At 37.7% G+C, this 25,135-nt stretch carries 26 protein-coding genes and 1 tRNA gene; 15 read left to right on the forward strand and 12 right to left on the reverse strand.

Going from position 1 to position 25,135, the window contains the following annotated elements:
- Nucleotides 1–23 precede the first annotated feature (23 nt).
- From GQ61_RS06730 to GQ61_RS06745, 4 genes are all read right to left on the reverse strand, one after another.
- Entirely contained in the window at nucleotides 24–491 is a 468-nt protein-coding gene (locus tag GQ61_RS06730) for a hypothetical protein (protein WP_085784591.1), read from the reverse strand.
- Between the two features lie 130 nt (nucleotides 492–621).
- The gene (locus GQ61_RS06735; protein WP_085784592.1) at nucleotides 622–1,347 is read right to left on the reverse strand and encodes a response regulator; all 726 of its coding nucleotides are present in this window, start codon (nucleotides 1,345–1,347) and stop codon (nucleotides 622–624) included.
- 158 nt (nucleotides 1,348–1,505) lie between these two features.
- A complete protein-coding gene (locus GQ61_RS06740) occupies nucleotides 1,506–2,651 on the reverse strand; it encodes a sensor histidine kinase (RefSeq protein ID WP_085784593.1) in 1,146 nt (381 codons plus the stop codon).
- A gap of 398 nt (nucleotides 2,652–3,049) precedes the next feature.
- Nucleotides 3,050–3,514, reverse strand: a complete 465-nt coding sequence (locus GQ61_RS06745) for a YMGG-like glycine zipper-containing protein (protein WP_085784594.1) — start codon at nucleotides 3,512–3,514, stop codon at nucleotides 3,050–3,052.
- 405 nt (nucleotides 3,515–3,919) lie between these two features.
- Between GQ61_RS06745 and GQ61_RS09445 the strand changes: the two genes are divergently transcribed.
- Nucleotides 3,920–4,102, forward strand: a complete 183-nt coding sequence (locus GQ61_RS09445) for a DUF378 domain-containing protein (protein ID WP_408606996.1) — start codon at nucleotides 3,920–3,922, stop codon at nucleotides 4,100–4,102.
- A 7-nt stretch (nucleotides 4,103–4,109) separates the two neighbouring features.
- Here the strand turns inward: GQ61_RS09445 and GQ61_RS06760 are convergent, their stop codons facing one another.
- The 6 genes from GQ61_RS06760 to GQ61_RS06785 all read right to left on the reverse strand — a co-directional run bounded on the left by GQ61_RS06760 (nucleotide 4,110) and on the right by GQ61_RS06785 (nucleotide 8,236).
- Nucleotides 4,110–5,387, reverse strand: a complete 1,278-nt coding sequence (locus GQ61_RS06760; protein ID WP_085784597.1) for a sensor histidine kinase — start codon at nucleotides 5,385–5,387, stop codon at nucleotides 4,110–4,112.
- Between the two features lie 137 nt (nucleotides 5,388–5,524).
- On the reverse strand, nucleotides 5,525–6,010 hold the full coding sequence (locus GQ61_RS06765) for a RipA family octameric membrane protein (protein ID WP_085784598.1): 486 nt from the start codon (nucleotides 6,008–6,010) through the stop codon (nucleotides 5,525–5,527).
- Between the two features lie 149 nt (nucleotides 6,011–6,159).
- Nucleotides 6,160–6,534: a hypothetical protein gene (locus tag GQ61_RS06770; RefSeq protein ID WP_085784599.1), complete on the reverse strand. Its 375-nt coding sequence runs from the start codon at nucleotides 6,532–6,534 to the stop codon at nucleotides 6,160–6,162.
- A gap of 122 nt (nucleotides 6,535–6,656) precedes the next feature.
- Entirely contained in the window at nucleotides 6,657–7,112 is a 456-nt protein-coding gene (locus GQ61_RS06775) for a DUF2383 domain-containing protein (RefSeq protein WP_085784600.1), read from the reverse strand.
- A gap of 49 nt (nucleotides 7,113–7,161) precedes the next feature.
- Nucleotides 7,162–7,407 carry a ChaB family protein gene (locus tag GQ61_RS06780; protein WP_085784601.1) on the reverse strand — a complete coding sequence of 82 codons (246 nt, stop codon included), beginning with the start codon at nucleotides 7,405–7,407 and terminating at the stop codon, nucleotides 7,162–7,164.
- A 181-nt stretch (nucleotides 7,408–7,588) separates the two neighbouring features.
- Nucleotides 7,589–8,236 carry a class I SAM-dependent methyltransferase gene (locus GQ61_RS06785; RefSeq protein WP_085784602.1) on the reverse strand — a complete coding sequence of 216 codons (648 nt, stop codon included), beginning with the start codon at nucleotides 8,234–8,236 and terminating at the stop codon, nucleotides 7,589–7,591.
- A 245-nt stretch (nucleotides 8,237–8,481) separates the two neighbouring features.
- On the opposite strand from GQ61_RS06785, the gene GQ61_RS06790 reads away from it, so the two are divergent.
- The 5 genes from GQ61_RS06790 to GQ61_RS06810 all read left to right on the forward strand — a co-directional run bounded on the left by GQ61_RS06790 (nucleotide 8,482) and on the right by GQ61_RS06810 (nucleotide 13,440).
- On the forward strand, nucleotides 8,482–11,259 hold the full coding sequence (locus GQ61_RS06790; protein ID WP_085784603.1) for a hypothetical protein: 2,778 nt from the start codon (nucleotides 8,482–8,484) through the stop codon (nucleotides 11,257–11,259).
- A 125-nt stretch (nucleotides 11,260–11,384) separates the two neighbouring features.
- A complete protein-coding gene (locus tag GQ61_RS06795) occupies nucleotides 11,385–11,975 on the forward strand; it encodes a hypothetical protein (RefSeq protein WP_157111168.1) in 591 nt (196 codons plus the stop codon).
- 139 nt (nucleotides 11,976–12,114) lie between these two features.
- Nucleotides 12,115–12,294, forward strand: a complete 180-nt coding sequence (locus GQ61_RS09450; protein WP_085784605.1) for a CNNM domain-containing protein — start codon at nucleotides 12,115–12,117, stop codon at nucleotides 12,292–12,294.
- Nucleotides 12,291–12,773, forward strand: coding sequence for a transporter associated domain-containing protein (locus GQ61_RS06805; protein ID WP_085784606.1), 483 nt, complete (start codon nucleotides 12,291–12,293; stop codon nucleotides 12,771–12,773). The genes GQ61_RS09450 and GQ61_RS06805 overlap by 4 nt, the downstream gene beginning before the upstream one ends.
- 34 nt (nucleotides 12,774–12,807) lie before the next feature.
- Nucleotides 12,808–13,440 carry an exopolysaccharide biosynthesis protein gene (locus GQ61_RS06810; protein ID WP_085784607.1) on the forward strand — a complete coding sequence of 211 codons (633 nt, stop codon included), beginning with the start codon at nucleotides 12,808–12,810 and terminating at the stop codon, nucleotides 13,438–13,440.
- On the opposite strand, the gene GQ61_RS06815 is transcribed toward GQ61_RS06810, so the two are convergent.
- Nucleotides 13,424–13,699: a hypothetical protein gene (locus GQ61_RS06815; RefSeq protein WP_085784608.1), complete on the reverse strand. Its 276-nt coding sequence runs from the start codon at nucleotides 13,697–13,699 to the stop codon at nucleotides 13,424–13,426. The genes GQ61_RS06810 and GQ61_RS06815 overlap by 17 nt on opposite strands.
- A gap of 230 nt (nucleotides 13,700–13,929) precedes the next feature.
- Between GQ61_RS06815 and GQ61_RS06820 the strand changes: the two genes are divergently transcribed.
- The 7 genes from GQ61_RS06820 (at nucleotide 13,930) to GQ61_RS06850 (ending at nucleotide 22,877) form a co-directional block, all read left to right on the forward strand.
- Nucleotides 13,930–15,201, forward strand: a complete 1,272-nt coding sequence (locus tag GQ61_RS06820; protein WP_085784609.1) for an efflux RND transporter periplasmic adaptor subunit — start codon at nucleotides 13,930–13,932, stop codon at nucleotides 15,199–15,201.
- Complete coding sequence (locus GQ61_RS06825) at nucleotides 15,201–18,356, forward strand: efflux RND transporter permease subunit (protein WP_085784610.1); 3,156 nt, start codon at nucleotides 15,201–15,203, stop codon at nucleotides 18,354–18,356. The genes GQ61_RS06820 and GQ61_RS06825 overlap by 1 nt, the downstream gene beginning before the upstream one ends.
- Nucleotides 18,357–18,547: 191 nt before the next feature.
- Nucleotides 18,548–18,844, forward strand: a complete 297-nt coding sequence (locus GQ61_RS06830; protein WP_085784611.1) for a metal-sensitive transcriptional regulator — start codon at nucleotides 18,548–18,550, stop codon at nucleotides 18,842–18,844.
- Nucleotides 18,845–18,857: 13 nt separating this feature from the next.
- The gene (locus tag GQ61_RS06835) at nucleotides 18,858–19,406 is read left to right on the forward strand and encodes a MauE/DoxX family redox-associated membrane protein (protein WP_085784612.1); all 549 of its coding nucleotides are present in this window, start codon (nucleotides 18,858–18,860) and stop codon (nucleotides 19,404–19,406) included.
- Nucleotides 19,407–20,112: 706 nt separating this feature from the next.
- Entirely contained in the window at nucleotides 20,113–20,322 is a 210-nt protein-coding gene (locus tag GQ61_RS06840) for a helix-turn-helix transcriptional regulator (RefSeq protein WP_085784613.1), read from the forward strand.
- A 23-nt stretch (nucleotides 20,323–20,345) separates the two neighbouring features.
- Complete coding sequence (locus GQ61_RS06845; protein WP_085784614.1) at nucleotides 20,346–21,590, forward strand: type II toxin-antitoxin system HipA family toxin; 1,245 nt, start codon at nucleotides 20,346–20,348, stop codon at nucleotides 21,588–21,590.
- 210 nt (nucleotides 21,591–21,800) lie between these two features.
- On the forward strand, nucleotides 21,801–22,877 hold the full coding sequence (locus GQ61_RS06850) for a Fic family protein (RefSeq protein ID WP_085784615.1): 1,077 nt from the start codon (nucleotides 21,801–21,803) through the stop codon (nucleotides 22,875–22,877).
- 257 nt (nucleotides 22,878–23,134) lie between these two features.
- On the opposite strand, the gene GQ61_RS09195 is transcribed toward GQ61_RS06850, so the two are convergent.
- Nucleotides 23,135–23,230 (reverse strand) — tRNA-Lys (locus GQ61_RS09195).
- Between the two features lie 206 nt (nucleotides 23,231–23,436).
- Here GQ61_RS09195 and GQ61_RS06855 point away from each other — a divergent pair.
- Together GQ61_RS06855 and GQ61_RS06860 are read left to right on the forward strand one after the other, a co-directional pair.
- Nucleotides 23,437–24,207: a type IV toxin-antitoxin system AbiEi family antitoxin gene (locus GQ61_RS06855; RefSeq protein WP_085784616.1), complete on the forward strand. Its 771-nt coding sequence runs from the start codon at nucleotides 23,437–23,439 to the stop codon at nucleotides 24,205–24,207.
- Nucleotides 24,185–25,108: a nucleotidyl transferase AbiEii/AbiGii toxin family protein gene (locus GQ61_RS06860; protein ID WP_085784617.1), complete on the forward strand. Its 924-nt coding sequence runs from the start codon at nucleotides 24,185–24,187 to the stop codon at nucleotides 25,106–25,108. Before GQ61_RS06855 ends, GQ61_RS06860 begins: the two co-directional genes overlap by 23 nt.
- Nucleotides 25,109–25,135 lie beyond the last annotated feature (27 nt).

Raw genomic sequence — 25,135 nt, forward strand, 5'->3', positions numbered from 1 at the left:
AAACTTAGCCGGCTCAACGATCATTAAATGCAAAGCCATTGAGAAAAAATATCGAGTTTTGTTTGTGTGTAGTTCCAGCCAATTTTTTGTTGTTCTTGCTCATCATACGTATTTTCTATGAGATCAAGAACAATGCCCTTTTCGACGTTAAGTGTCTCAACAGTTAAGTTTTTTAAAAGTAATGCTTTTTTATACCAATCATGGGCAGTGAGTTTTTCGTTCTCTAATACCCAAATACTTCTTTCAATTAATTGATAGTTCAGGAGTATGTGTTTTTTGTTTATTTCATTGGAGATTTGAGCACTTAAAAAAGAATCAAATATATCGTCCTGAATATATTGATGAATGCGTAATCCAATTTTTAATTCATCGCACCATGCGATTCTTGATTCCTCATATTTTAAGTGACTGCCGTAAGCTTTATAATTGACCTTGTTCAAGGTCTCGAATAATGAAGAATAATCTTCTCGTAGTCTTTTTAAAATAGACATGGTTCACTCCCTCCTATTTACTGAAAATATGCGCGTTTGGGCGCTTTCTTTTTGTAACCTCGTGAGTAAATCGTACTTGTTATGGTGTTAAAAAATAAGGAGAAAAGGGGAATAAATTTCTCTGTTGAGATTAATCAGAAGTCGGCAAGATAACGGCTTCAACCCAATAGTCTAAGGCTTTTAACAAAGAGTTCTCAAATTTTTCATATTCAAAAGATTTAGAAATATAGCCACTTGCAAAATTTTTATACGACTTAATGAGATCCATTTTATTCAAGCTATTTGTCATAACAAGCACTGGAATTTCTTGCATATCCCGATCTTGCTTAATTACCCTTAGAACATCGTGTCCACTAATGCCGGGGAGATGCAAATCTAACAAAATGATGTCCGGGCGAGGAAAAGGGTGCAGCTGTCTGTTTTTAAGAAAATCCAACACATCTTCACCTGAATGCATCTGGTATATATTAAAAGCATCTTCAGTGTTGGAAAGTGCTTTGCGAACCAGATATTCATCACCAGGGTTATCTTCAACAAGCAAAAGATTCACAGATTTCTTTTTACTGCCAGTGATTAAATCTTTTGTATCGACTTTTTCATCAACATCGAGGGGTTGATACCCTTCAAAGAAGGAATTTGGATTGGTATTAAAGACATGGGCAAATTGATAAAGCATGCTTGCCGATATTTTGCTCTGTGCCTGCTCATATTTGTGAATTTGTTGATGGGATAAACTAACACGACTTGCGAGATCGCTAAGTGTCCAATGTACCCTTTGTCTAAATTCCTTTAGTTTTCTTCCTAAGTACATATCAAGGTGATCTGTACTCTTTTCTGACAAAAACTTATTGGTCATTCTCTGTCCTTAGTTATGTTCAGCCCACTATAGGACTATTAAGATTTTAAAGTGCATTTTTATATTAGAAAAAGAATTTACTTTGCATCTTTTAGTGGAAAATAGTCACTTAACGTTGAAAATCAAGCCTGTCCGTATTGCTAAAATTTCAGAAACTTTTAAAAATCCTCTTTTCCCTTGGGAAGGGTAAAATAAAAAGTTGTTCCTTTGTTCAATTCTGATTCTCCCCACATTCTGCCTCCATGGCTCGCAATAATTTTTTTGCACTTATAAAGACCAAGACCTAACCCATCACATTTTTTTTCTGGCGTTGCACGGTGGTAGGCTCGAAAAACCTTAGAAAGGTTAATTTTATTAATTCCGGGGCCATTATCTTGAAATGCCAGTGTCCAATGGTTTGAGTTCTCTTCAAAAAATATTTTAAGGATAGGAATTTTAGAATCGTTATAGTGAAGCGCATTGAGAACAAGGTTCTGTACCACTTGATATATCAGTACTTTATCTGCAAAGATTTTGGGTAATTTCTCCCACGAGATTTTAGCGTTCTTAGCTTGAATGTCATCATTAAGAATAATCAAAAGGTTTTCTACAATGTCTGTCATCTCGAACCAAGTTTTAGAAATCTCCTCCTGGGAGTCATTGGAATACTGCAAGGTTTTGTGAATCAAGGTGCTCATATATTCAGCGTTTTTCATGATGACTTGATAATATTCTTGAGTCTTTCGATTATCGTTCAACAAGTTTTTGTGCAAAAGCTGAAGATAGTTAGACATCGTGCGCAAAGGTGCATGGAGATCATGAGCACAAGCATGAGCAAATTTGGAAAGACCATTGTTTGATTCATTAAGACGTCTCAACATTTGCCTTAAATTCTTTTCTGTTGTTTTTTGCTCAGTGATGCTTTCAGCATAAAGAATCAATCCACCAATTGTTTTATCTGCTTCATAAAGAGGGACGACTTCCCAGCGCCACCATTCTATAGATCCATCTTTGCGATAAAATGGATCTTCATCACATTTAAGACTTTCTCCTTTTAAGCAACGCTGATGGATAAGTTTCCATTTTTTTGGCATATCTGGAACGATGCTATACCAGTGATCTAAGGGTTTTATTTTGTCTTTTTGAAGAGGTGAATTTTCAAAAAAACGATCACTCGCAATAACAAAGCGTAGATCTTTATCAAAAACTACCATGGAGACAGGAAGAGTCTCAATAATTCTTCGCAATTTTTCATTGTGAAGATCTATCCCTTTCTTATAAGGAAACTTATTGTAAAGAATTTTGGGAGTACTTATTTTTGTCATTTGTTCTCACTCTCAAAAATATTAAAGTGTTCCAATTCCTATCTAATTTTTAAGGTTTAATAGAAATTATTGGCATCTCTGTCAATGAGCAATTCATAGAATATGAAATTATATCAACCCGTGTAATTAACTGACCATTTTGTAACTCCCTCTGCCTCCTTAAGGTTATATCTTCTTCTATAAAGAATCATCTATGCATTTATTGCAGTGATTTGCTGATTTTTGTCCATTTTATAGTTTTTTTTGATTCCTAGATTAAGTTTAATGTAATGAGGTTATTCAATAAAATAGAGAAGGTTTGATTTTCGCAGCCAGCATTACTCTGTCGAGGCCTTGCAAAACCAAACCATAATCCTGTCGAGATTTATTTGACATAGCGCTCTTATGTGTAAGGATACCTAATCAGCTGTACTATAGATATGCCAAGACCCATCTTTTTTCATATAAGCTGTGCCATGCACTTTTGTGAGTTTTCCATCAATAACTACTCTGTGAGTATATTCACGGTAGCAAACACCTTTCCTAAGATGTTCAGGCGCTAATTTTTTTCTTTGGGGACAGTAAAAAGCTCTTCTTTGAGGGGTAGGCGAAATTCCTGTTGTTATTCTTCCTTCATTCTGGGGTTTCTGAGAAGTCTCATAACTGCTCCTCGCAATCTCTCCGCCCGCAAGAGCACCGATCACTGCACCTACGCCGGCTGCAGCTATTTGTCCTGTGCCAGCACCAATTTGTGCTCCAATCAGAGCGCCTGCTGCTCCTCCAGTGATCTCGCCTCCTATCTCACTTGCTCTTCTTTCCTGACAAGCGCTTACACTTATACTGATCAGCAAGAGTGATATAAATATGCGATTCTTCTTATTCATAGCCTATTCCTTCCGTAGATTATCTTTATAAAGTACAACGAAATAATATGGTGTTGTTATTGGGTCGCCTTGATTCCCTTACTTATAATTTGGGTGATTTGAAAAATATCTCTTCAAAAGGGCTTTTATTCTTCGAGAAATTTGTTTTTTATAAGCTTGCGTTATAGTAACCATGGGAGCCTCCACTGTTTCTAATAGATGAAACAACGCATTACCATCTTCAGCTTGATACGGAAGGACTTGCTTGAAAAGTTTAATTAGAAACAACTTTTCAAATTTCTTAATCAATGCGTCTTATGCAAGATAAGGATGTGAAATGAATAATAAAAAATATACTTAACAGGCCAGTCTTAAGAGGAATAGATGTCTATAAAAAACAAGCGATATTTATCATTAAGTCACAATATGATTGATACAATTTCGTTATGCCTTGTTTTTCTGGGAATTGTTTTTTGGTTATGTCAGGGGCTATTTCATCTGGATATAGTTTCTGATTTGTTTAGTAGAGACAGTTTTTTATGTAAGCTTATTTATTTTTCAACGGGGTTTAGTGCAGTGAATATGTTGTATGTGAATTTTAGGGGATGACATTAAGTCAAGCCTTAAGCTTTATATAGAAAGTGGATCCTTTGTTTACTTTTGACTCTACCCATATATTACCTTGATGATAGTCAATAACTTTACGGCAAAAGGCTAGCCCCAAGCCTGATCCTCCCACGCTTCCCACATTCCCACGATAGAAGTTTGTAAAAATCTTTTCCTGATCATCCTCTTGTATGCCAATACCATTATCTTTTAAGGAAATTATGTGAAAGTTTTTTTTTCTTATAGAGTTTATGGTGATCTGAGGAGTGGTGTCGCAAAACTTCAAGGCGTTCATAATTAAGTTTTGAAAAGTTCTTTTTAAAAGAGCGCGATCCCCATAAATCTCAGGCAAATTCCTCGTCTCTATTTTCGCGTTTTTAGCAGTAATATCAGGGCTCAAATCCTTGAGAATTTCAAGGATAAGATCTTGTAATGAAAAAAGTTCTTTTTGCAGATTTTCTCTCTTTAACGTGGACATTTTTAAAGAATTTTGAATCAAAGACTTCATGTTGTCTAGGGCAGTGGATATAAATGAAATATACTTTTGTGCAGTTTTATCTAAGGTTTTTTTTTGATGCTTAACGAGGAGAGAAAAGAATATGCTGATTGTTCTGGTATAACTTTGTAAATCATGGGGGCACATATATACAAAGCTTTCTAGATTTTCAGTTTTAGCTTTTAATATAGAGCAATTTATTTCCATATTTTTCTCTTTAGTTATATCTTCAAGGAAGAGCATAAGACCTCCTATTTTTTTAGGTGTTTCATGCCAAGGATGAATCTCCCAACGTAGCCAAAAAGTCTTATCTTCTATGATACATTTTTCATGTTCGCTTGTTAAAACGTTCCCCTTTAACCCCTTGTCAAATAAGCTTTTCCAGTAGTGTGGTCGATGCACAAAATCATCCAGCAAAGATGAGTTTTGAGTGTCGTTGCTCCTTAAGATGTTTTTCATGATCTTGTCCCACAGCGCGCTTTTTTCTATGTACTCTAGCTTATTATTCACTAAGGCTATGGCGACAGGCGCCTCTTCAACAAAGGCAATGAGGATGTTTCTGCTGAGTTTAAATAGGTTTTTGGTGTCTTCTTGACTTAATCTCTTTTGAGATGTTTTTTTCATGATGGAGCCAACAGTTAAAGATAAAGGCTGCAGAAGAGCGAGCAACCTTACGTGATTTAAATCTTTATGTTTTGTATAATTCTTAAGGTTTTTTTTAAAAAAGCGTGTGATAAAAGATTTGTTTTCGATGAGAGTCTTAAGTCTATTTTTAGTATTGAATGATTTCATCTGCGTCTCCCTAAGAATAGAAGAAACGATAGAAAATCCTAAGTTAAGTTGAAAAATGAGGAAAATTTAAATTATCTCAATATCTTTAATTAACACGCCTGGTTGCTAATACTATCTTCGACATCCGACAATCCTTTTCACGGGTATAAAAATATAAAAATTCCAAAGGAAGCGTAAAATATTATGAATAAGTAGGGGATGATGGTTTCTTTCGTCGTTAAAGACCTTTTGCCTTTTTGACGACCTGTTTGTAAAATAAGAATGGTAAAAAGTCGAAAAGGAAAGAATTTCTCAATTTCCAGAAGTAATCTGTTTCTGATGTCTATCGTTTTTTTTATAGTGCCAAGATAACTGATCCAGGACACACACAAAATAATGCCCAACGCAATCATACCCCAAAGGACGAGGGGTTTATGGTAGGAATCAACACTTTGATTATCCCGGATATAAGCAATAGCAGAGATTCCTAATGCATTCACTGTCGTCCAAAAATTATTAGAAGCCTCCCTGATCTCATTGCTTTTATTAATGGACTCCACAAGTATCTTGTACTGATCAAAGGCTATGTTCTTATCTTCATCGTTTTGGGGAGGTCTTAGGAAGAATTTTAATTTATTGTGCATGCCTTGCCTCAAGGTTGAGATTTTTTATATTTGGTTCTCATCATAAGTGAAGTTTCATATTGCACAGAGAAAAGCGCAGGCTCTTCAGAGTGGACCCCCCGATTTTTTTTCGGAGAGTCCTTAGCAAAAGCATAACGTTGCAGCCGACACTATTTTATTTTATCAGCGACACAAGTTGTTCCTGCAGTATCATTGATAAAGGTTACACGATAATCTTCATACACACTTAAATGCTCACAAGTGTCTCCCATCGTAAATGGATTGGTATCCCCTTTAATAGAGTAAAGAGTCTTTCCTTTCAGATTCCCTGCATCTACTTTGAAAGAATACAAATACTCACCAGGAATAATTTGGACATAGGAGGCGAGATTTTCGCTAATGACATCGCCTTCTGCTTTAATGCGTATCTTAAGGTTTTTTTTATTTTCATTAATGACATTAACCGTTCCTGCTGTTGCTTGACTAACAAGACTTAAAGCAAGAAATATAAAAGAAATATTGCGTATTAATTTTAGGGTCATCATTTGTTTCTCCTTTTTTAAGTTAATGCCTTTTTTAGTGGTCACGGTTTGATCATTGATCATTCAAAAAAAGAGGACTAGTTTATTTAAAAACGTTTTTTCTCTCTTTCGATCTGCATTAAACTTTAGTCGAAACTCTTGTCATGGTGAGTTTCCATCCATGCAAAATGTCGCCGTTCGTCATTAAAGCCACGTTGAAGAATTTCATTGAGAGCATCGTCTATTCCGTCATAGGTCAACATCCGTTTGTAGGCGGTCTTTGTGTCTACTTCATTGCTTTTCATGGCACCAATGATGGCGTTGTCTCCAAATAATTCAGAAATAATGACTTTGCCTTGCGTGAGAATTTTCTTGAGATCTCCTTTTTGAGGGGGTTGATGTTTGTGCTTGATAAGATAATCAGAAAGCTCTTTGACGTGTCGATGATGATCATCCTTGAAGCTGCTCATTGTTGTTTTGTATGAGGTGTCTTCAAGTCTATTAAGAGCGGCATCATAGGCTTCGATCGCATCGAGATCTAACTCTATTAAGTCTTTTAACGCATCAAAGATATCTTGTTGTAATCCAACTTTTGTCACCATGGTTTTCTCCTCCTTTTGTTGTTCATTTCTTAAATCTAAGATGGTCACTTTATGGTATGTTTTCTCGTGTGGACAAAATCCAATGATCATTAGATTTCTGATATTTTTTTTTAACGGCGGCCCAGGCAACCCTATGCGCTACCTGTTCTTGTGTTGAAGAAGACGTTCGTCTTCTTTTGGGATTTTTGTATTCTTCTAGAGCATTATTAAACGCGGCCCTATAAATTTCTTGGGCGTGTATAGGTAAATTTTTTTTTACAGGCTCCGGCAAGTCAGAAAGGGTCTTATAAGGCATAGTCACTCTCCTCTGTCTTTGCGATCTCTATTATCATTTTAGAGGAGAAAAATAAGAGCTACAGTGGAATAGAAGTTATTTTTTAATATTGAAAAATAAGCTCAGAAGTTTTTTGAAAAGCTAAAATGAGAAAAAATTTTTATAAGTGGTGTTTCCTGTTTTAAAAGCGATTTAGAAAACCCTAAGATTTTTGCTTTTCAAAGTGCAGGGTGTACGCACCCTTGTTTCCGATAAACTTTTTTTGAACAAAGCCAACCTTCTTCATTAAGTCGACGACTGTTTGCGTTTTTTGAAAATGAGGGTCAAAGATGGTTTCTGTGATGGAAACGATCCCATTTGGCTTTACGGCGTCTGCAAGGCTTGTCAGCGCGGTAACCCTTTCATTTTCGGGGATTTCACCCAAAATGCAAACCATAAGAACGACATCATACGTGTTCTTGTTTAGGTTGATTGTATCAAGCGCCCCATGAATGAAATCAATATTCGTGAGCCCAAGCACCTGTGCTTTGGCTTGCGTTTTCTCAATCATCTTGTGTTGAATATCCAAGCCTGTTACCCAGCCGTTTTTTTCAGCAATTCTTTGGGCTAAGGGTAAAGCAACTCTGCCTGGACCACATCCAATATCGAGGATTTTTATGCCGTCAAAAATTGGCAGTGCTTCGATGATTGAAGAAGCTTTATGAGCATGTGCAAAAGGATTGTCTAATTCAACAAGCCATGCGAGCCAAGAGGGACAGGGCAATTTGTGGCGATTGGAAGAGAGTCTCCATAGTAGTCCTCCAATGAGGAGGACAGATACCCCAAGCGCGCTATATAGGAATAAATTCATCAATCACCTTTCTCAATCGCATTAAATCTTTAGCAGCAATTGGTAATCAAAGTTTAAGCTTGACTGGGCGCAACTCCGTGACCCAAGTCTCATAAAAATAAAGGTTGTTTAAATCATTTTTTATAGGGGATTGTCAAAAAATCTCCTTTATTATTTCTGTGTTATATAATATATAGAAACAAATTGACAATTTATAGATTTTAAATTATGAGAGATTTTTGCGAAAATTTTCTAGAGTAATTTCTATGTATAAAATCCTTTTTTTATTTTTATTTGTTTTCTCTTTTTCTTTCCTTCATGCATCGAATACAATGGATGGTGATGAAAACCAAAATTCTCCAAACCCAAAGAGAGCTCAAAATTCTTCTGTGCCAGAAAAGACAGAGCCCGTTATCGACCCACATTTGTACAACTTTTTAGGGGGAAGTACCGAATCTTCTGCTAAACGCAAGAGAGAGGATGAGGGAAGTCAGGACAAAGAGTCAAAACCCAAAAGAACGAAAGTGAGGGAGGACGCAGATATAGAAGAAATTTCCACAGCTGACCTAAAAAAAACAAGACAAGAAAATGAGATGCAGCTTTTGATTCTTCCTAATGAAGTGTTAATCGAGATTTTATATTTTTCAGATCTTAAAACGTTTTGGGCTTTGAGAGAAGTATGCAAAAGAGTGCACGGTATTTCAGGGGAACCTAAACTTTTTATTCCCCAAGAACCGAAGTTAGTTATCCGATGGATTCAGGGATTTATCAATGAAGAGACACTTGAGGTTGATCAAGAAAGATTTTTCCAGGATTTATTTTATCGAAATCGTCATACGGCAGACGGTCAAAATCTTTTGAGGAAAGCGTGCTTTAGCGAACGTTTTGATGTTTTGCATAAAGATAAAATTTTTGCTTACGATGTGACGAAAAATAAAGTTGATTTTACTCCGGAGTTTAAGATGTTCTATGAAGAATATCTAAAATTGAGAGCGTCTGAAAATAAAAGCCTTGAAGCTTACGATAAGCAAAAGGCAGCGGAAGGTGAATTAAGAAGAAGGCTAGCACTATTTCTTCCCTATCAAATTGCTTGTTTTTTGGATCTTCATTGTTTTGAAGCGGAGTTTTTTGCGATAGAGAATTCAATTCTAGGGCGCTTAAATGCCCATCCTTTCAGCGCTTTGCCTCCTTTTTTGATCGCTTCTTATCTCACGGATCCTAATAAGGATCAGGATGAATTATTATTTACGATGGACCGGCGTCTTGGGCTTCTCAGTCATGAAGTATCTGCTCAAAAAATGGAAAACATTTTGGGGGCTAATGAACCAGCTTTGTACTTGCACCAAATGCTAAGAGCCATGGGAAAAATCGTGCAGAATGATTCTGTTTCATTGAGTCGTCAACGGCCTGAAGACCTTGAAAAATTTGAACAAACTCTTTTGTTTAACTATAAGCGTTTCATAAATATAGCGGAAGCACAGATGAAAATCCTTAATCGGGAATTTTGTGATAGCGCTGGGTATTATAAGGCAACTGTTAAATCTCTTATTGCTCAACGTTTGGAAATGATCGAACGTATTTTTGATTTCTTTATACTAGACACTAGATTGTTAATAAAATACTCTAAGGAAAGCCTCATAGACAATGGGGAAGCAAACGGTAATGAAGAGATCAATCCAGAAAAAGAATTTAACCATCACCAAAAAGTTGGAGAGTACGAGAGAAGACTTGGTGAGATGTATCTAAGATGGGCTGATCTTAGTAAATCGAGTCCCTTAAAAAAAGAAATTTACAAAAGTTATTATGCCCACGCATGTAATCATTTTACAAACGCTTTAAAAAGCTTAACAAGCTCTGTTAGTCTTACAAATCCATCTTTGCAAGAAGAACAAGAACGTCTTCCTCTCCAAGAGACTGTTTTGTCTTTCTTGAAAAGTTTAGTGCTCGGTGATGTTAGTATTAGGGATACAATTTATAACTCTGCGATAGATGCTTTAGAATCTCTATTCGATACATCTTATTGGACTGAGCGCCACAATCGAGACGCAAGGACGTCTACCAGTATACGAGAGATGGCCTTTAGTATGCTTGACCTTCGCAAAGGTAAAATAACAGTGCCGGATCTTAAAATTACTTATCAATTATTATTGGATGAAACTGACGATTTAGATGCAGACGAAGAAAAGATAAAAGCTCTATGGCGCATGTTTTTTGAGAAATACGTGACTCAATTCCCAGTATCCAAAGAAAATGCGCAGGACTTCCTCCAGCTTCTTAGCCGAACTATGACAGATGATATGTGTGACGAGGGTCTGATAGTAAGTGAAAATTTTCCTAGAATGCAGATTGTTGAAGAATGTCACAAAGCAGTCTTTCCTCTCAAGCTGAATGAGGTTTTTAAGGACGATCTTTCAGTAGAAGATTGGTTAAATTTAGCGAACATTTGTTTAACTTATGCTCAATTTCTAGAAAAAGAGGAGAAAAAAGATCACGTAAAGATTGCGTCTTTACGAGAGGCGTACGTCACTTTCTTAGAGCATGCTTATGAGATGAAGAAAGATTTTTGTGGGTCTTACTCATTTGAAAATTTTTTAATGGCTTTTGTTCAGTCCGCGCAAAGCTATCTCAAAGTGGGTAATCTGGACAAGGCGTCGGCATTCTTTTCCAAAGCTGTAGAGTATTCTACGCGCGAGGCCTATAACCGTCTCTGTGATCTTGATGAGCAGGTGAAAGACTATCTACAAACTGTTGACGCTCTCAAAGACTTCCAAACGCCCCAAGCAATTGCTAAGCTTGATCAACAAGTGTTAGCAGCGTTTGTAACCCTTGTTGGGAAGACTCCTTCTTCTTATAACAGGGCAATAAATATATGTGAGATAGCTGAAGCATTGATGCATTATAAAAAAGATTTTGCCTCAGCCGAAAAATGGCGCGAAAAAAGATTGAGAAGAGATGAGCTTAATGACGACGAGTGTGCTGCAGACTTGCTGGAGTTAAAAACTATCATAAAAAGTTTTGTGCGGGAGTCGGGACGAAAGGGATGATTAAGTTTATTGGCAGGGCCATTTCTATGGCAACAGAAATCTTGGCTAAAAGCAGAAATTGACAACGATGTCTCAGATACTATATACCTTTCCATCTTGTTAGGATGAGGGGTTTTTTAAGAGACATGTTTAAAACGATACGTTTTTATAAGGAGGCTATAAATTCATACTTGTTGTTTATAGTCGTCTTTTTCTTCTTTGAAACCCTTTTGCGTGCCTCTTATGAAATCAAAACGATCGAAGCTGATCAGGATGAAGGAGTCGTTTATAGCCGCGGCAAAATGACCAAAATTATCTTTGGAGAGCCTCAAAAAACTGTTCCATCCTTTAAAAGATCTTCAACAGTTTTGCTTGAAACAAAAAGTCTTTTTCATTGTCATGGAATTTGCATACGAGGAAAAACGTCTGCTGGGAACATTGTAAGAGCTCTCTATCATTGGGATAGCATTACTGAGATAGAGACATTATTCTCAACCCTGAAAAATATCATGATCACCCATCATCACGCTGTGCCTCAATCAATTAGCACTCGATTATTCGGAACCTTGGCTTCGGCTGAGTGGAAGAATGAGCTCCTAGTCCATAAAGAAATGGCCAATATTGTAGGATATTACATCGAGAAGAGAGCTGATGGAGAAGAAAGCTATCTTGATGTTTGTATGAGTGAACAGGAGGACTTTTATCGATTGGGGAAACTCTCTCCTCAAGACGACTAGGTTCGGTGAATGCTTTTTAAAAGTGTCATTAAACTGTCATCCCGCTCTTTCTTGAAGCCTCAATCGTTCCCCATCTATGTCTTGCGCTATAGAAGGCTTACCTATAGATTTATAAGAAATTCAAAATAAAAGGCTTTACGTGTATTTATTAGATCTCGGTATAATCTTTTTATTAATTATCGCAAATGGTATTTTAGCGATGACTGAATTTGCCATTGTTTCATCTAATCGAAACAAAATAAGTCACATGGCAAAAACAAATAAAGGCGCAAGAGTCGCTCATCAACTTATGGATAATCCGGGAGAATTCCTCAAATGAAAGGACATTCTTTTGAATTAAAATCATTGGTCAAAGAGGCACCTTGTGTAATGGAAGATTCTCTTGGCTTTGAGGTGCTTGAACAATTTAAAAAATATAAAACTCATCTTGGTATAGTAGTCGACGAATATGGTGCCATGCAGGGAATTATAACTCTTGTTGACTTTTTTGAAACCCTTGTAGGGGATGTCCCAGGATCTCAAGAAAAAGAACCTTATGAAATTACTCGGCGCAAAGATGGCTCATGGTTGTGTGATGGATTAACTCCTATAGATGATATCGAAGATCTTCTTGAAACAAAGATTGTCCGCGCTTTTGAAGCAGAAGATTTTAACACTCTCGCAGGCTTTCTTCTTGTTCATTTTAAGCGGATCCCAGAGGTAGGGGAAAGTATTTATTGGGATGGATTTAAATTTGAAATTGTTGATCTAGATGGCAAAAGAATTGATAAAGTCTTAATACAAAGGGCTGAAGAATAAACCTTCTCATACAGAAAAAGACTAGAAAAATTGCATGAAGAATAAAAACCATAAAACAGTCCCTAAACGTTCTTCTGAGATTCTCATGGAGATTGTGAAAAATAAAATTTTGAAAAGAGAATTAACCTATCAGTATATTTTGCAGACTTTAGGTGACCGCGCATTTGGGGTCGCCATATTATTTTTTTCCTTACCAAGTCTTTTGCCATTTTTCGCTATACCTGGAGTTGCTGTTATCTTTAGTCTGCCTATTGTTATTTTTGCATTAGGAATGGTTTTGGGGAGGAAATCTCTTTGGCTACCAAAATCCATTGGAAATAAGACAATTTCTCATTCAAAAATTTCTAGGATTATTTCTGCCGTGCTCCCTTATATTGTGAGATTTGAGCGCTTTTCAAAACCAAGATGGGTCTTTATGACTTACCGCATCACAGAAATTATAAATGGCATAACTATTCTTTGCTTAGCTTTTTTGCTCATGCTGCCTATCCCTTTTAGTAATTTTATTTTTGGAGGATTGCTTGCTATTTTTAGCATCGGGATTTTAGAAGAGGATGGTCTTCTTATTTTTATGGGTTATCTTTGTTTTATAGCGTACATCTTTTTTATATATGTAGTGGGATTAAAATCTGTTGAAGCTTTCTTGTTTATTAAGAATTCTGTCTAAAAATTAAATAACATAAAAAGGAAGAATTTTTATGTCCTATTCCTGGGGGTTCTGGGTCATCTGAGAGAAAGTCATAGAGACAGAGTATAGCGCCACTCGTTACAAAGATAATTTGAAGTTTGAACTTTTCTTGACGCAAATGATACAAAAAGCCAGCTGAAAAGCTGTTCATCCCTCCAATGCCTTGGATTGCAAGTGCCGTTGCCATAGGTCTTTCACGCTTCGTAAGTCCTGATCCTAAAGTAAGTGTAGCCGTCAAAACTTAAGAACAACTTAATGACTCTCCTGGCTCAAGATCTTTGGAGGATAACAAGAGACACGTGCGTGTTGGTGGGAGTTGGTAGGTGTTATTGCAAATCCTCAAAAATCATAGGTGAGGACTCTGCGCAGAGTGATCTAAGGCTACAGTGATATTGTGACCATAATTAAATATTAATTAATATATTTATGTGATAAAAATCAAAATATAACGCGGGATTTGAAATCAAGATGAGTAACATTTTCCCTAAAAATCTCATTGCTTTCTTTGTTATCTTTTTAACGTTTTCTAACATAGTAAAAGTTTCATCCTCTCCTTCTCAATCGAGGGACATAACTTCTTCAAAGACTGAAAAGAAAAAAAAGATCCTCTATTGGATTGATGCTATGGAACCTACCATCCGGTATGATAAACCAGGAAAATCCAGGATGGGAATGGAGCTTGTTCCTGTTTACGCGGAAGAAAGCAAATCACCCTCTTTGTCTCCAGGCGAGATTCACATTGATCCCCAAATTACCAATACGCTTGGCGTAAGAACTGCAGAAGTAAAAGAATCAACACTCTTTCAAAAAATACGTGCTTATGGCTCAATTGCTGTTAAAGAAGACAACATTACGAGCGTCACGAGTCGTGTGGATGGGTGGATTAAAAAACTTTATGCCAATGAGCTTGGTAAAGTTGTTGAGAAAGATAAGCCTCTTCTCGAATTTTATTCTCCACGCATTGTTCAAATTCAGCAAGCATATCTTACCTTTTTAAAACAGGAGAATAAATCTGGGAATGTAAGGATTTTGAAAAACACCCTTAAAACTTTAGGCCTAAGCGATAGACAAATAGAAAACATTACGACGACTAAATCACGCCAAGACACAATCCCTTTCTACGCTCCTATGGATGGGGTCATTTCAGAGCTAAACGTTCGAGAAGGATCACAAGTGAAGGCAGAGGATACACTTTTAAAAATCACAGATCTTTCGACCGTATGGGCAATCCTTGAAATCTTTGGTGAAGAGGCTTTCTCTCTTAAAGCGGGACAAACGGTCGAAATTCGCATTCCCGATGTTTCAGAAAAAATCTGGCGTGCATCAATAGAATATGTTTATCCTGAAGCAAACTCATCTATTCGTACAGTTAAAGTGCGCGTTCTCTTACCGAATCCTGAGGGGTTTTTAAGGCCCAATATGGTTGTTAATGCAAGGATCTTAACTTCTCCTAAAAAAGCTCTGACCATCCCAAGAGAAGCTCTTATTTATGGTACTTCCAAAAATTATGTTATTGTGTCGTTAGGGGAAGGTCGCTTTTCTCCTCGTCTCGTTACGCCGGGCATTGAAACAGAAGAGGATGTGGAAATCCTAGCGGGATTAAAAGGAGGTGAAAAAGTAGTCACTTCAGGTCAATTTCTTATCGATTCAGAATCCAATCTAAAAGCGAGCCTTGAGAGACTTTCGAGTCTTGATACTCTTCAAGACACCCCTATTCTCAATATGCACAAAGGTCATTAATGTTATTTCTCGTTGAACATATCATTGAATGGTCCATTAAAAACCGCGTATTTATCCTGCTTTTTTCTTTTTCTCTGATGGTGTGGGGAATCTATGCCACCAAGAATATCCCCATAGATGCCATCCCTGATCTTTCTGATGTACAAGTAATCATAAAAACAAACTACCCTGGACGTTCACCGCAAGTGATTGAGAGTCAAGTCACTTACCCATTGACTACTACAATGTTAGCGGTGGCGGGAGTCAAAGCCGTTCGAGGGTTTTCTTATTTTGGGCAATCTTTTGTTTATGTGGTATTTGATGAAAAAACCAATCTATACTGGGCTCGATCTCGTGTTCTTGAGTATTTAAATCAAGCGATCAGTAAGCTTCCTTCAGGAGTACGACCAGAGCTTGGCCCCGATGCCACTGGTGTGGGGTGGGTCTATCAGTATGCTCTTGTTGATCGCACAGGACAGCATGACCTTGGGCAGCTAAGAGCGTTACAAGATTGGTTTTTAAAATTCGACCTTCGCACGGTTCCAGGTGTGGCGGAAGTTGCCACTGTAGGCGGTATGGTCAAGCAATTTCAAGTGATTCTTGACCCTTATCAACTGATTGCTCTTAAAATTTCTCCCTCCAAGGTTAAACAAGCCATTCAAAATGCCAGCCAAGAAAGTGGTGGCTCTGTCCTCGAAATGGGGGAGGCGGATTATATGATTCGCGGAACAGGGTATCTCCAATCCATCAAAGATATCGAAGAAATTCCCATAGGAATAAGTAAAGAAGGAGTGCCTATCCTTCTTAAGAACATAGGACGTGTTCAACTTGGGCCTCAAGTCCGTCTAGGTGTTGCTGAGCTCAATGGTGAAGGTGGGACGGTTGGAGGCATCGTTGTCATGCGCTTTGGAGAAAACGCTCTTCATGTCATTAAGAACGTAAAAGACAAACTTGAAAGTCTTAAAAAAAGTCTGCCTTCAGGGATGGAAATTGTTACAACGTATGATCGTTCAAAGTTAATTTTAAGGGCAATCGATCAATTAAAATCAACTCTTATAAAAGAATGTCTTATTGTAGGTTTGGTGTGTCTTATTTTTTTGCTGCATTTCCGCTCAACCTTGGTCATTGTTTTAACGCTGCCCCTCGGAATCTTATGTGCCTTTATCATTATGTATTATCAAGGTATTAATGCCAATATTATGTCTTTAAGCGGCATTGCGATTGCTATCGGTGCTATGGTAGATGCGGCTGTGGTGATGATTGAAAATGCCCATAAACATATAGAGGCATGGCGGAAAAAGCATGCTTCAGAAAAAATAATATTTACAGATCATGTCAAATTAATTCTTGAGTCCACAAAAGAAGTTGGCCCTCCGCTTTTTTCTAGTCTTCTGATTATTACCGTGAGCTTTCTTCCGATCTTTACGCTTCAGGCTCAAGAAGGCCTTTTGTTTACGCCTCTTGCACTGACTAAAACCTATGCAATGGCTGCAGCGGCAGGACTCTCTGTCACCCTTGTCCCTGTGTTAATGATCTATTTTGTCCGTGGAAACATTCGTTCGGAACGTAAAAACCTTCTCAATCGGTTTTTTATTATTCTTTATGAAAAAGCCATAGGACAGATATTTAAATATCCTAAAACAATTCTTTTGACTGCCTTTGCTCTTATGACCTTAACTGCTTATCCTCTGATAAAATCGGGATCTGAGTTTATGCCGCCTTTAAAAGAAGGAGATGTTCTCTATATGCCGAGTGCTTTTCCAGGGTTATCCATTGGTAAAGCAGCACAAACTCTCCAACAGACAGATAAATTGATCCGAAAGATTCCTGAGGTAAAAAGCGTCTTTGGTAAAGCAGGTCGGGCAGATACATCGACAGATCCAGCGCCTCTTGAGATGTTCGAAACCGTTGTGCAATTAAAAGATCCCAAAGAATGGCGCTTAGGCATGACTTATGAAAAATTAATTGCAGTCCTCAATGAAACAGTAAAAATCCCTGGACTTGTGAATCTCTGGGTGCAGCCCATTCGTAATCGCATTGATATGCTTTCTACAGGACTCAAAAGCCAGATAGGGATTAAAGTCTCAGGGCCAGATCTGAAAGTGATTGATTCTCTCGGCAAAAAGATTGAAAGTCTTCTCAAATCTCTTCCTCAAACCGTTTCTGTTTATTCAGAGCCTAATGCCCAGGGAAGATATGTGACTATTGTTCTTAATCGACTTCAGGCTGCAAGGTATGGCTTTAATATTGATGAAGTGAGTGCAATTATTAATAATCTAATTGGGGGTGAAAACATCGCTGAGACAGTCAATGGTCTTGAGCGTTTCCCCATTAATATAAGATTTCCACGGGAGCTCAGAGATTCTCCTCAAAAACTTAAAGACCTTCCGCTCCTCACCCCCAGTGGTTCAGTAATTAATTTAGGCAGAATTGCAGATATACAAATTATCTCAGATGGACCTTCGCAAATAAAAACAGAAAATGCACGTCCCTCGGGTTGGATCTTTGTTGATATAGGAGGAAAAGATCCTGGCTCTTATATTGCAAAAGGAAAGGAGATTCTAACAAAAGCACTCACACTTCCTTCAGGATATTCTTTGTCATGGGCAGGGCAATATGAATATATGGAACGGGTTGTTGAAAGATTAATCCTTATTGTGCCTTTAACCCTCTTTATTATTTTTTTCCTTCTTTGGGTTACCTTTAAAAATTTCATAGAGCCTTTGATTATTCTTATTTCACTTCCTTTTGCACTCAGTGGAGGACTGTGGTTAACGTATGTGTTGGGGTTCAATCTTTCAGTCGCTGTTGCCGCTGGCTTTATTGCCTTAATGGGCGTTGCTGCAGAGTTTGGCGTCGTGATGCTCATTTATCTTGATCACAGTATAGAAAACTATGGAAAGCAGAAAAAGCTTAAGAATCTCAAAGATCTTCTCTCTGCCATTACAGAAGGTGCCGTTCTTCGCGTGCGTCCTAAAACTATGACCGTTGTAGTTATTCTAGCAAGCCTTATCCCAATCATGTTCGAACATGGTACAGGCTCAGAAGTGATGCAGCGCATTGCAGCGCCTATGATTGGCGGCATGATCACTGCACCTCTTTTCTCAATGATCGTTGTTCCGGTTATTTATTTCTTATGGCAGAGAAGAAAACTTTTTCCAAAACTAGCGGATTAGCTGATGTCAACGAGGATCTTTTAAGCCTAACTTTTCAATCTTTTCCCCAAATAACGCCGCTGCGGCTCTCAGAGGCTCATCGGCGAGGTGAGTATATCTTTGGGTGGTGGAGGATTGCTTCTTTTTTCTTTACATATACCCTAATGGGGTATATGCGTGATGTAGAAATTGAGTAGAGGAATTGAAGAGCTATGAAGCGTCAAAAAGGTGAAGATAAGGGCCATCCTTCTCATGATGAACAATTACCCCGTCTAAATCGTATTGCAGGGCAGATTGCAGGTGTCAAAAAGATGATTCAAGAGAGACGATATTGTCCTGATATTTTAACTCAGTTACACGCGGTTCGCTCTGCAGTCCGTAATCTAGAAATACAAATTTTAGATACTCATCTTTCTCATTGTGTGACCGATGTTTTTCATCAAAACGATCAGGCGAAGCAAAAACAAAAAATTGAAGAGATCCGTACCCTTATTAAAAGATTTGACTAACTGAAAAAAACTTATGGATAGACAATCTCAATCACTAAAATGTCACCTGGCTCCTGAAGAAAGAGCTGAGCCAGGCCCTCTTAAGACGCTTGTGAAAATAGGCATAACTTATAAGCCTCTTATTATCATCCTCCTCTTTTGTGGCTTCTTATCAGCGCTCCATAGCGACTTTGCAGTGCATCACTTTATGGACTCTTTTATGGGCTATTTTTTCATTTTCTTAGCCCTGTTTAAGTTCTTTGATCTGAAGGGTTTTGTGAATGGTTTTTCCACCTACGATTTGATTACAAAACGATTGCGAGCATACGGATTTTCTTATCCATTTATAGAATTCTGTTTAGGAATAGCCTATCTTATAAAGTTTGATCCTTTTTTAATTAATTGGATCACTGTTGTGGTGATGACAGTGAGCGGCAGTGGTGTCCTTAAGAGCGTCTACTCTGGACAAAAGCCCAAGTGCGCATGCTTAGGAACTGTTCTTAATGTTCCTTTGAGTACGGTGAGTGTTCTCGAGAACTTTGGTATGGGAGGCATGGCGGCTTATCAATTAATTTTTCTTTAGTTTCTGGTAGCCATGAAGAATTTATCCCATTATCGTCCTTTAGTTAAGTATCTTTGCAGTTTCAGAGGGGAGAGAAGAAGTCACTTAATTCCTTTAATTTGAGTATTTATTAATTAATTCCCTACAAATTTTCTTAATACTTTCAGCCGTTTTTTCTAAGTATTCTTTTTTTCTTCATCCAATTTTTGAAGATACTCATCAGCAAAATTCTTTCTTAGAGATCCCTTAGGAAAGGCTTCAGTTTCAGAATCAATGGCTTTAAAAAGTAATAGCCATCACTTTCATCTAAGCCAACCTCTGTCCATAAAGAGTGAATTAAGCGACATCCTTCAATTATATCGAATTGATCTGAATTTATTGCTCTAGCATCAGTTCAAAAGTCCAGGGTATCTCGAAGGATTTTTGAAGCTTTTAGAATTCGTGAAACAACCCCCCGTCTACCTTGGTGGGCGCTACAGGAATCGAACCTGTGACCCGCTGATTTTGATTCTTTATCCCGGTTAATACGACTCTGTTCCTATATTAAAGATAACTTGTTTCAAATTACTGCTTTTACGTCTAAATTATTCTCACGCTATATTCCCGATCGGGAATATTTTGACGTATTTCGTTCAATTTCGAGAAGAAAATCCCGAACGGTAATATTTCGCTTGAATTAGAGGCCTTTTTATCATAATATTACCGTACGGGAATATATTGAGAAGCCATGAAATATACAACTGAGCAAATTGGAAAACTCGTTAGAGAAACACGTAAACGGCTTGGAGTGACACAAAAGGAATTGGCACTTACTTCTGGCACAGGGCTACGCTTTATTATTGAGTTGGAAAAAGGTAAACCGACTTGCCAATTGAGTAAGGTATTAACCGTTTTATACACTCTTGGAATAGATATGACATTATTTCCCCCAGCTTAATGCAAAATAAGGAATAATAAGACATGGCAAAATCACTGGATGTCTATTTAGAAGATAAGTTCGTAGGAAATCTCATCCAAGATAATCACGGCCAAATGCTCTTTTCTTATGCGGAAATATGGCTTGAGAACCCCAACGCCATTCCTTTATCTCAGTCTTTACCTTTGCGCAAAGATCGTTTTTCACCTAAAGAATGTCGCGGTTTTTTTGCAGGCATCTTACCAGAGCAAAGCATGAGAAAAACGGTTGCTACTATTTTAGGCATTAGTTCTGAAAATGATTTTTCCATGTTAGAGCGCATAGGAGGAGAGTGCGCTGGAGCTGTTGTATTCATACCCTCCGGCGAGAAACTACAAACGAGTTTTAATTATCAGGAAATAAATGAGCAAGAATTAGCAAAAATCCTAAGAGAATTACCTCATCGACCACTTATGGCTGGTGAGCAAGACATTCGACTCTCCCTGGCGGGCGTACAAGACAAAGTCGCTGTACGCATTTTGAATGACAAAATTTCTATACCTCATGGCATAGCACCCAGTACACATATACTAAAGCCAGCGATTGAGCGCTTTGAGGGGACGGTTTTTAATGAAGCTCTTTGCATGGGGCTCGCTGATGCAATAGGTCTTTCAACTGCAAAAATAGAAATTGGTCGTGCAGAAGACATAGATTATCTTATTGTAGAACGTTATGACAGAATGATGCTTCGTATAAATCCTGAATTAATCCAATTAATACGATTGCATCAAGAGGATTTTTGCCAAGCTTTGGGTATTGTTCCAGAAAAAAAATACCAAAGTGAGGAAGGGCCTTCTTTAAAGCAATGCTTTGAAATATTGCGAAAGGTGTCTAGCGCGCCAGTAATTGATCTTCAACGTTTACTAGATGCCGTCATTTTTAATTTTCTTGTCGGGAATCATGACGCCCATGGGAAAAATTTTTCTTTGCTTTATAATTTAACGACGTCAAATACAAGACTAGCACCTCTATATGATATATTGAGTACCGATTATTATCCGACCCTTTCAAAAAAAATGGCCATGAAAATTGGTGATGAATATCTTTCTGAGAAAATCCAACCAAAACATTTTGAGGAATTAGCTGAAGAAGCGGGCCTCTCTAAACCGTTCGTAAAACGGCGTGTTCCTGACCTCGCTCAAATGATTCTGTCTAAGCTTCCAGAAGTTGTAATGGATCATCCGGTTTCGACGGCTGTCGCAAAACTCATTCAAAATCGTTGTGAACGAAGAATACGTGAATTTAAATAAACTACTACCTATATGCTACCTAACTGTTTTTCGGGAAAGTCTAAATCTGCTGTGAACCCTCGTCTACCTTGGTGGGCGCTACAGGAATCGAACCTGTGACCCGCTGATGTTGATTATTGCTTGTTATGGGTACCTTTTATAAAAAAATTGAAGCCCTTTGAGGGGCCTAGTTCATTGTGATACTCTAAAAATAAATTTAGAGAAGGACATATGGTTTTTAATAAAGATAATCCTCATAATGATCTTCCCTTACTTCCTCCAGAATGCGAGGTGGAAACCAAGGCTATATTAAAAAAAGCTATTAAGGCAAATAAGGCTTTGGCAGAGTTAAAGAGTAAAGGTTCTATCATTCCCAATCAAAATATTTTGATTGATACTTTAACGCTTATTGAAGCGAAAGACAGCTCTGAAATCGAAAACATTTTTACAACACATGATAAATTATATCAGGCTTCTCTTTTAGGCGAAAAGAACGCCGATCCAAGCACAAAAGAAGTGGAGTGTTATCGGCAAGCCTTATGGCACGGTATCGAGTACCTACGAAAGCGTGATTTATCCACCAATTTATTTATTGAACTTGTACAAATAATAAAAAAAAATAATGCGAGCGTACGCCGTATTCCGGGAACAAAAATCGCTAACTCTCAAGATAAAGTTATTTATACTCCTCCTGAAGGAGAAGATGTAATCCGTACAAAGCTTTTTAATTTAGAGAAATTTATTCACAGCAATGATGACATTGACCCGCTTATTAAATTAGCAATTATTCACTATCAATTTGAAGCGATACATCCCTTTTCTGATGGTAATGGGCGTGTTGGAAGAATTATCAATATTCTTTATCTGGTTCACCAAAACCTTCTTGATACTCCAGTGCTCTTCCTGAGTAGGTACTTTATTAAACATAGAAAAGGTTATTATGAAGGACTAAGAAACGTTACAGAAAAGAACGATTGGAGTAATTGGATCCTTTATATGCTTGATGCAGTGGAACATACGGCATGTCAGACTATGAAAAAGATAGATGATATTGTTAATCTTATGAATAACTTTACTAAGATTATTAAGGAAAAGCATCCTAAGATATACTCAAAAGATCTTATAGAGGTGTTATTTTCTAAGCCTTATTGCCGTATTTTGTCTCTTACAGATGCAGAGATTGTTGGGAGACAAACCGCGTCAGAGTATCTAAAAAGAATTGAAGAACTTGGTTTAATTAAAGGCACAAAAATTGGGAAAGAGATGGTTTACCTTAATCTTGGATTATTGGACATATTAAGAAAGTAGCTATATTCTTCCTCAATCCTACATGTTTACCCAATCGACACATGATCCTGACATGTCGATTTTCTCATATTTTTTCGACACGTTTTAATGATATGTTGATAGCATGGACATGAAAAGTTCGGAAAAAGACTTATGGAGTAGAGACAAAGCGCCCAATACTCAGCTTTTAACCTTTTCTGATATGTCTTAATTCATCTCACCTGATGACGTGATTCTTGAAGAAGCCTTTGAAATTAAAGAGAACCCACCATCTACCTTGGTGGGCGCTACAGGAATCGAACCTGTGACCCGCTGATTAAGAGTTAGCGTATTTAATCTTTTTTCGATCTTTTGTTTCTCAACTTGTTTCGCCCCAACATTTATAAAGCCTTGAAAGATAAGGATTTTAACAACGATGTTTCATTTCTGAAGGTAGTTTTTAACAGATCAATAGTTATCTTTTATATTTAAAAATAGATTATAGAACCATTTTAGATGATATTAATAAACTTATATGTGGTGGTCTTAAATTAAATTTGTTAGTATTAGTAATTATAAATAGATTAAAAGATAGGTTGTGATGTCTAAAATAAACTCCCTTTTGCAAGTTTGGCCTAAGAATGCGGTCGCTACTGCTAAATGGCTTGTAGAACAAGGGGTAGGCTATGATCTTAGGAGGAGTTATAAGAAATCCGGATGGATACTACCTTTTGGAAATGGAGCTACTATCCGGCCTAACGATCGCGTTACATGGGAAGGAGGTCTCCATGCTCTTCAATACCAACTTCATAAAGATATCCATGTGGGTGGACGCTCAGCTCTTGAGAGGAAAGGAGAAGGCCATTACGTAAGAATGGAGAATGCTCCGCTCTATCTTTTTGTAAGGCCACATATGGCTATAGAAAAGTGGTTTACAGACCATGATTGGGGAAAGCCTCTTCACTACATACGAACAAACGTTGTAGGAAGTGATGTTGGGGTTGAGGAAGAAACTGTAGAGGAATTTAAGATCAAAGTTTCTTCAGCAGAACGAGCGATCCTTGAAATGCTCTGTTTCACTCCTGAGTACTTTTCCTTTAGTGAGGCATCCAACATCATGGAGCACCTGAGCTGGTTGCGCTCGGATCTCGTGCAGGAACTTCTGAAGAACTGTACCTCTTACAAGGGGAAAAGGCTCTTCCTTGTTTTAGGAGAATACTATAATCATCCCTGGATACATAAACTTGATATGAGCAAAATAGATTTGGGAAAAGGAAAGCTCTCCCTCTTTAAAGGAGGGACTTTTAATGCAAAGTATAGGATAACCCTGCCTAAGGATTTAAAGAAGAATGATGAAACCCCACTATTCTAAGCAAGTTGATTTATTGCTCACTGTTCTGAGTGATGTCATGCGATCACCTGACATTGCCCTTAAGGGTGGTACAGCCATCAATTTGTTTTTATTGGATATGCCACGACTCTCAGTGGATATTGATTTGGCTTATCTGAAAATCCTTCCTCGTGAGGATTCCTTAAAAGCCATGCATGATGTGATGACAGAAATCGCGGAAAGACTGAGTTCATATCCTAATCTGAAGGTAGAGACGAAATATACCCAAGATCGTCTTCCAAAACAGATCCTGGTAAAGCAAAATGATATCAGCATAAAAATTGAACTCAACCTGGTGATCAGAGGCGCTGTCTTTGATCCTATCCCTTTAGAGATTTGTGAAAAGGCTAGAACTCTTTACAAAAAGGAAATCACAGTTCAAGGCCTCAGCTTTGAAGATCTCTACGCCGGTAAATTCTGTGCATCTCTTGATCGACAACATCCTCGGGACCTCTTTGATGTTCTTTGTTTCTTTGAGAAGTTCGCGCTTACAGAGAAACTCAAGAACGCCTTTCTTGTTTATCTGTTGAGTACCAGCCGACCCATCCATGAAATTCTACAACCGTCTCTTTTAGATCAACAGGCCATCTATGAAAGTGAGTTTGAAAGCATGACTGATGAGCCTATTACCTATGTGCAACTTGAACAAGCCCGGGTGAGGCTAATAGAGATGCTTAATAAAGCGCTGAGTCCTCAGGATAAAGACTTCCTGATATCCTTTGAACAAGGGGATCCTCAATGGGATCTCTTTCCTATCACTCATGCCAAAGATCTCCCTGCCGTCAAATGGAAACTCCATAATGTGAACCAGATGGATGCTGAGAAAAGAAGCGCGAGTGTTGTGGAGCTGGAGAGAAAGCTTGGAATTACTATGTACTCTTAGCCAACTTCTATATCTGAATCTACTTCG

The organism is Candidatus Nucleicultrix amoebiphila FS5 (genome assembly GCF_002117145.1).
Lineage (GTDB): Bacteria > Pseudomonadota > Alphaproteobacteria > Caedimonadales > Nucleicultricaceae > Nucleicultrix > Nucleicultrix amoebiphila.

Excerpts from the sequence above, each read along its gene's own strand:
- GQ61_RS06790 (WP_085784603.1), top strand. The coding sequence starts at position 8,482 with ATGTATAAAATCCTTTTTTTATTTTTATTTGTTTTCTCTTTTTCTTTC.
- GQ61_RS06840 (WP_085784613.1), top strand. The coding sequence starts at position 20,113 with ATGAAATATACAACTGAGCAAATTGGAAAACTCGTTAGAGAAACACGT.
- GQ61_RS06730 (WP_085784591.1), bottom strand. The coding sequence starts at position 491 with ATGTCTATTTTAAAAAGACTACGAGAAGATTATTCTTCATTATTCGAG.
- GQ61_RS06850 (WP_085784615.1), top strand. The coding sequence starts at position 21,801 with ATGGTTTTTAATAAAGATAATCCTCATAATGATCTTCCCTTACTTCCT.
- GQ61_RS06775 (WP_085784600.1), bottom strand. The coding sequence starts at position 7,112 with ATGGTGACAAAAGTTGGATTACAACAAGATATCTTTGATGCGTTAAAA.
- GQ61_RS06810 (WP_085784607.1), top strand. The coding sequence starts at position 12,808 with ATGAAGAATAAAAACCATAAAACAGTCCCTAAACGTTCTTCTGAGATT.
- GQ61_RS06785 (WP_085784602.1), bottom strand. The coding sequence starts at position 8,236 with ATGAATTTATTCCTATATAGCGCGCTTGGGGTATCTGTCCTCCTCATT.
- GQ61_RS06805 (WP_085784606.1), top strand. The coding sequence starts at position 12,291 with ATGAAAGGACATTCTTTTGAATTAAAATCATTGGTCAAAGAGGCACCT.
- GQ61_RS06845 (WP_085784614.1), top strand. The coding sequence starts at position 20,346 with ATGGCAAAATCACTGGATGTCTATTTAGAAGATAAGTTCGTAGGAAAT.
- GQ61_RS06740 (WP_085784593.1), bottom strand. The coding sequence starts at position 2,651 with ATGACAAAAATAAGTACTCCCAAAATTCTTTACAATAAGTTTCCTTAT.
- GQ61_RS06770 (WP_085784599.1), bottom strand. The coding sequence starts at position 6,534 with ATGATGACCCTAAAATTAATACGCAATATTTCTTTTATATTTCTTGCT.
- GQ61_RS06820 (WP_085784609.1), top strand. The coding sequence starts at position 13,930 with ATGAGTAACATTTTCCCTAAAAATCTCATTGCTTTCTTTGTTATCTTT.
- GQ61_RS09445 (WP_408606996.1), top strand. The coding sequence starts at position 3,920 with ATGATTGATACAATTTCGTTATGCCTTGTTTTTCTGGGAATTGTTTTT.
- GQ61_RS06745 (WP_085784594.1), bottom strand. The coding sequence starts at position 3,514 with ATGAATAAGAAGAATCGCATATTTATATCACTCTTGCTGATCAGTATA.
- GQ61_RS06860 (WP_085784617.1), top strand. The coding sequence starts at position 24,185 with ATGATGAAACCCCACTATTCTAAGCAAGTTGATTTATTGCTCACTGTT.
- GQ61_RS06735 (WP_085784592.1), bottom strand. The coding sequence starts at position 1,347 with ATGACCAATAAGTTTTTGTCAGAAAAGAGTACAGATCACCTTGATATG.
- GQ61_RS06830 (WP_085784611.1), top strand. The coding sequence starts at position 18,548 with ATGAAGCGTCAAAAAGGTGAAGATAAGGGCCATCCTTCTCATGATGAA.
- GQ61_RS06760 (WP_085784597.1), bottom strand. The coding sequence starts at position 5,387 with ATGAAATCATTCAATACTAAAAATAGACTTAAGACTCTCATCGAAAAC.
- GQ61_RS06835 (WP_085784612.1), top strand. The coding sequence starts at position 18,858 with ATGGATAGACAATCTCAATCACTAAAATGTCACCTGGCTCCTGAAGAA.
- GQ61_RS06795 (WP_157111168.1), top strand. The coding sequence starts at position 11,385 with ATGTTTAAAACGATACGTTTTTATAAGGAGGCTATAAATTCATACTTG.
- GQ61_RS06855 (WP_085784616.1), top strand. The coding sequence starts at position 23,437 with ATGTCTAAAATAAACTCCCTTTTGCAAGTTTGGCCTAAGAATGCGGTC.
- GQ61_RS06825 (WP_085784610.1), top strand. The coding sequence starts at position 15,201 with ATGTTATTTCTCGTTGAACATATCATTGAATGGTCCATTAAAAACCGC.
- GQ61_RS06780 (WP_085784601.1), bottom strand. The coding sequence starts at position 7,407 with ATGCCTTATAAGACCCTTTCTGACTTGCCGGAGCCTGTAAAAAAAAAT.
- GQ61_RS06765 (WP_085784598.1), bottom strand. The coding sequence starts at position 6,010 with ATGCACAATAAATTAAAATTCTTCCTAAGACCTCCCCAAAACGATGAA.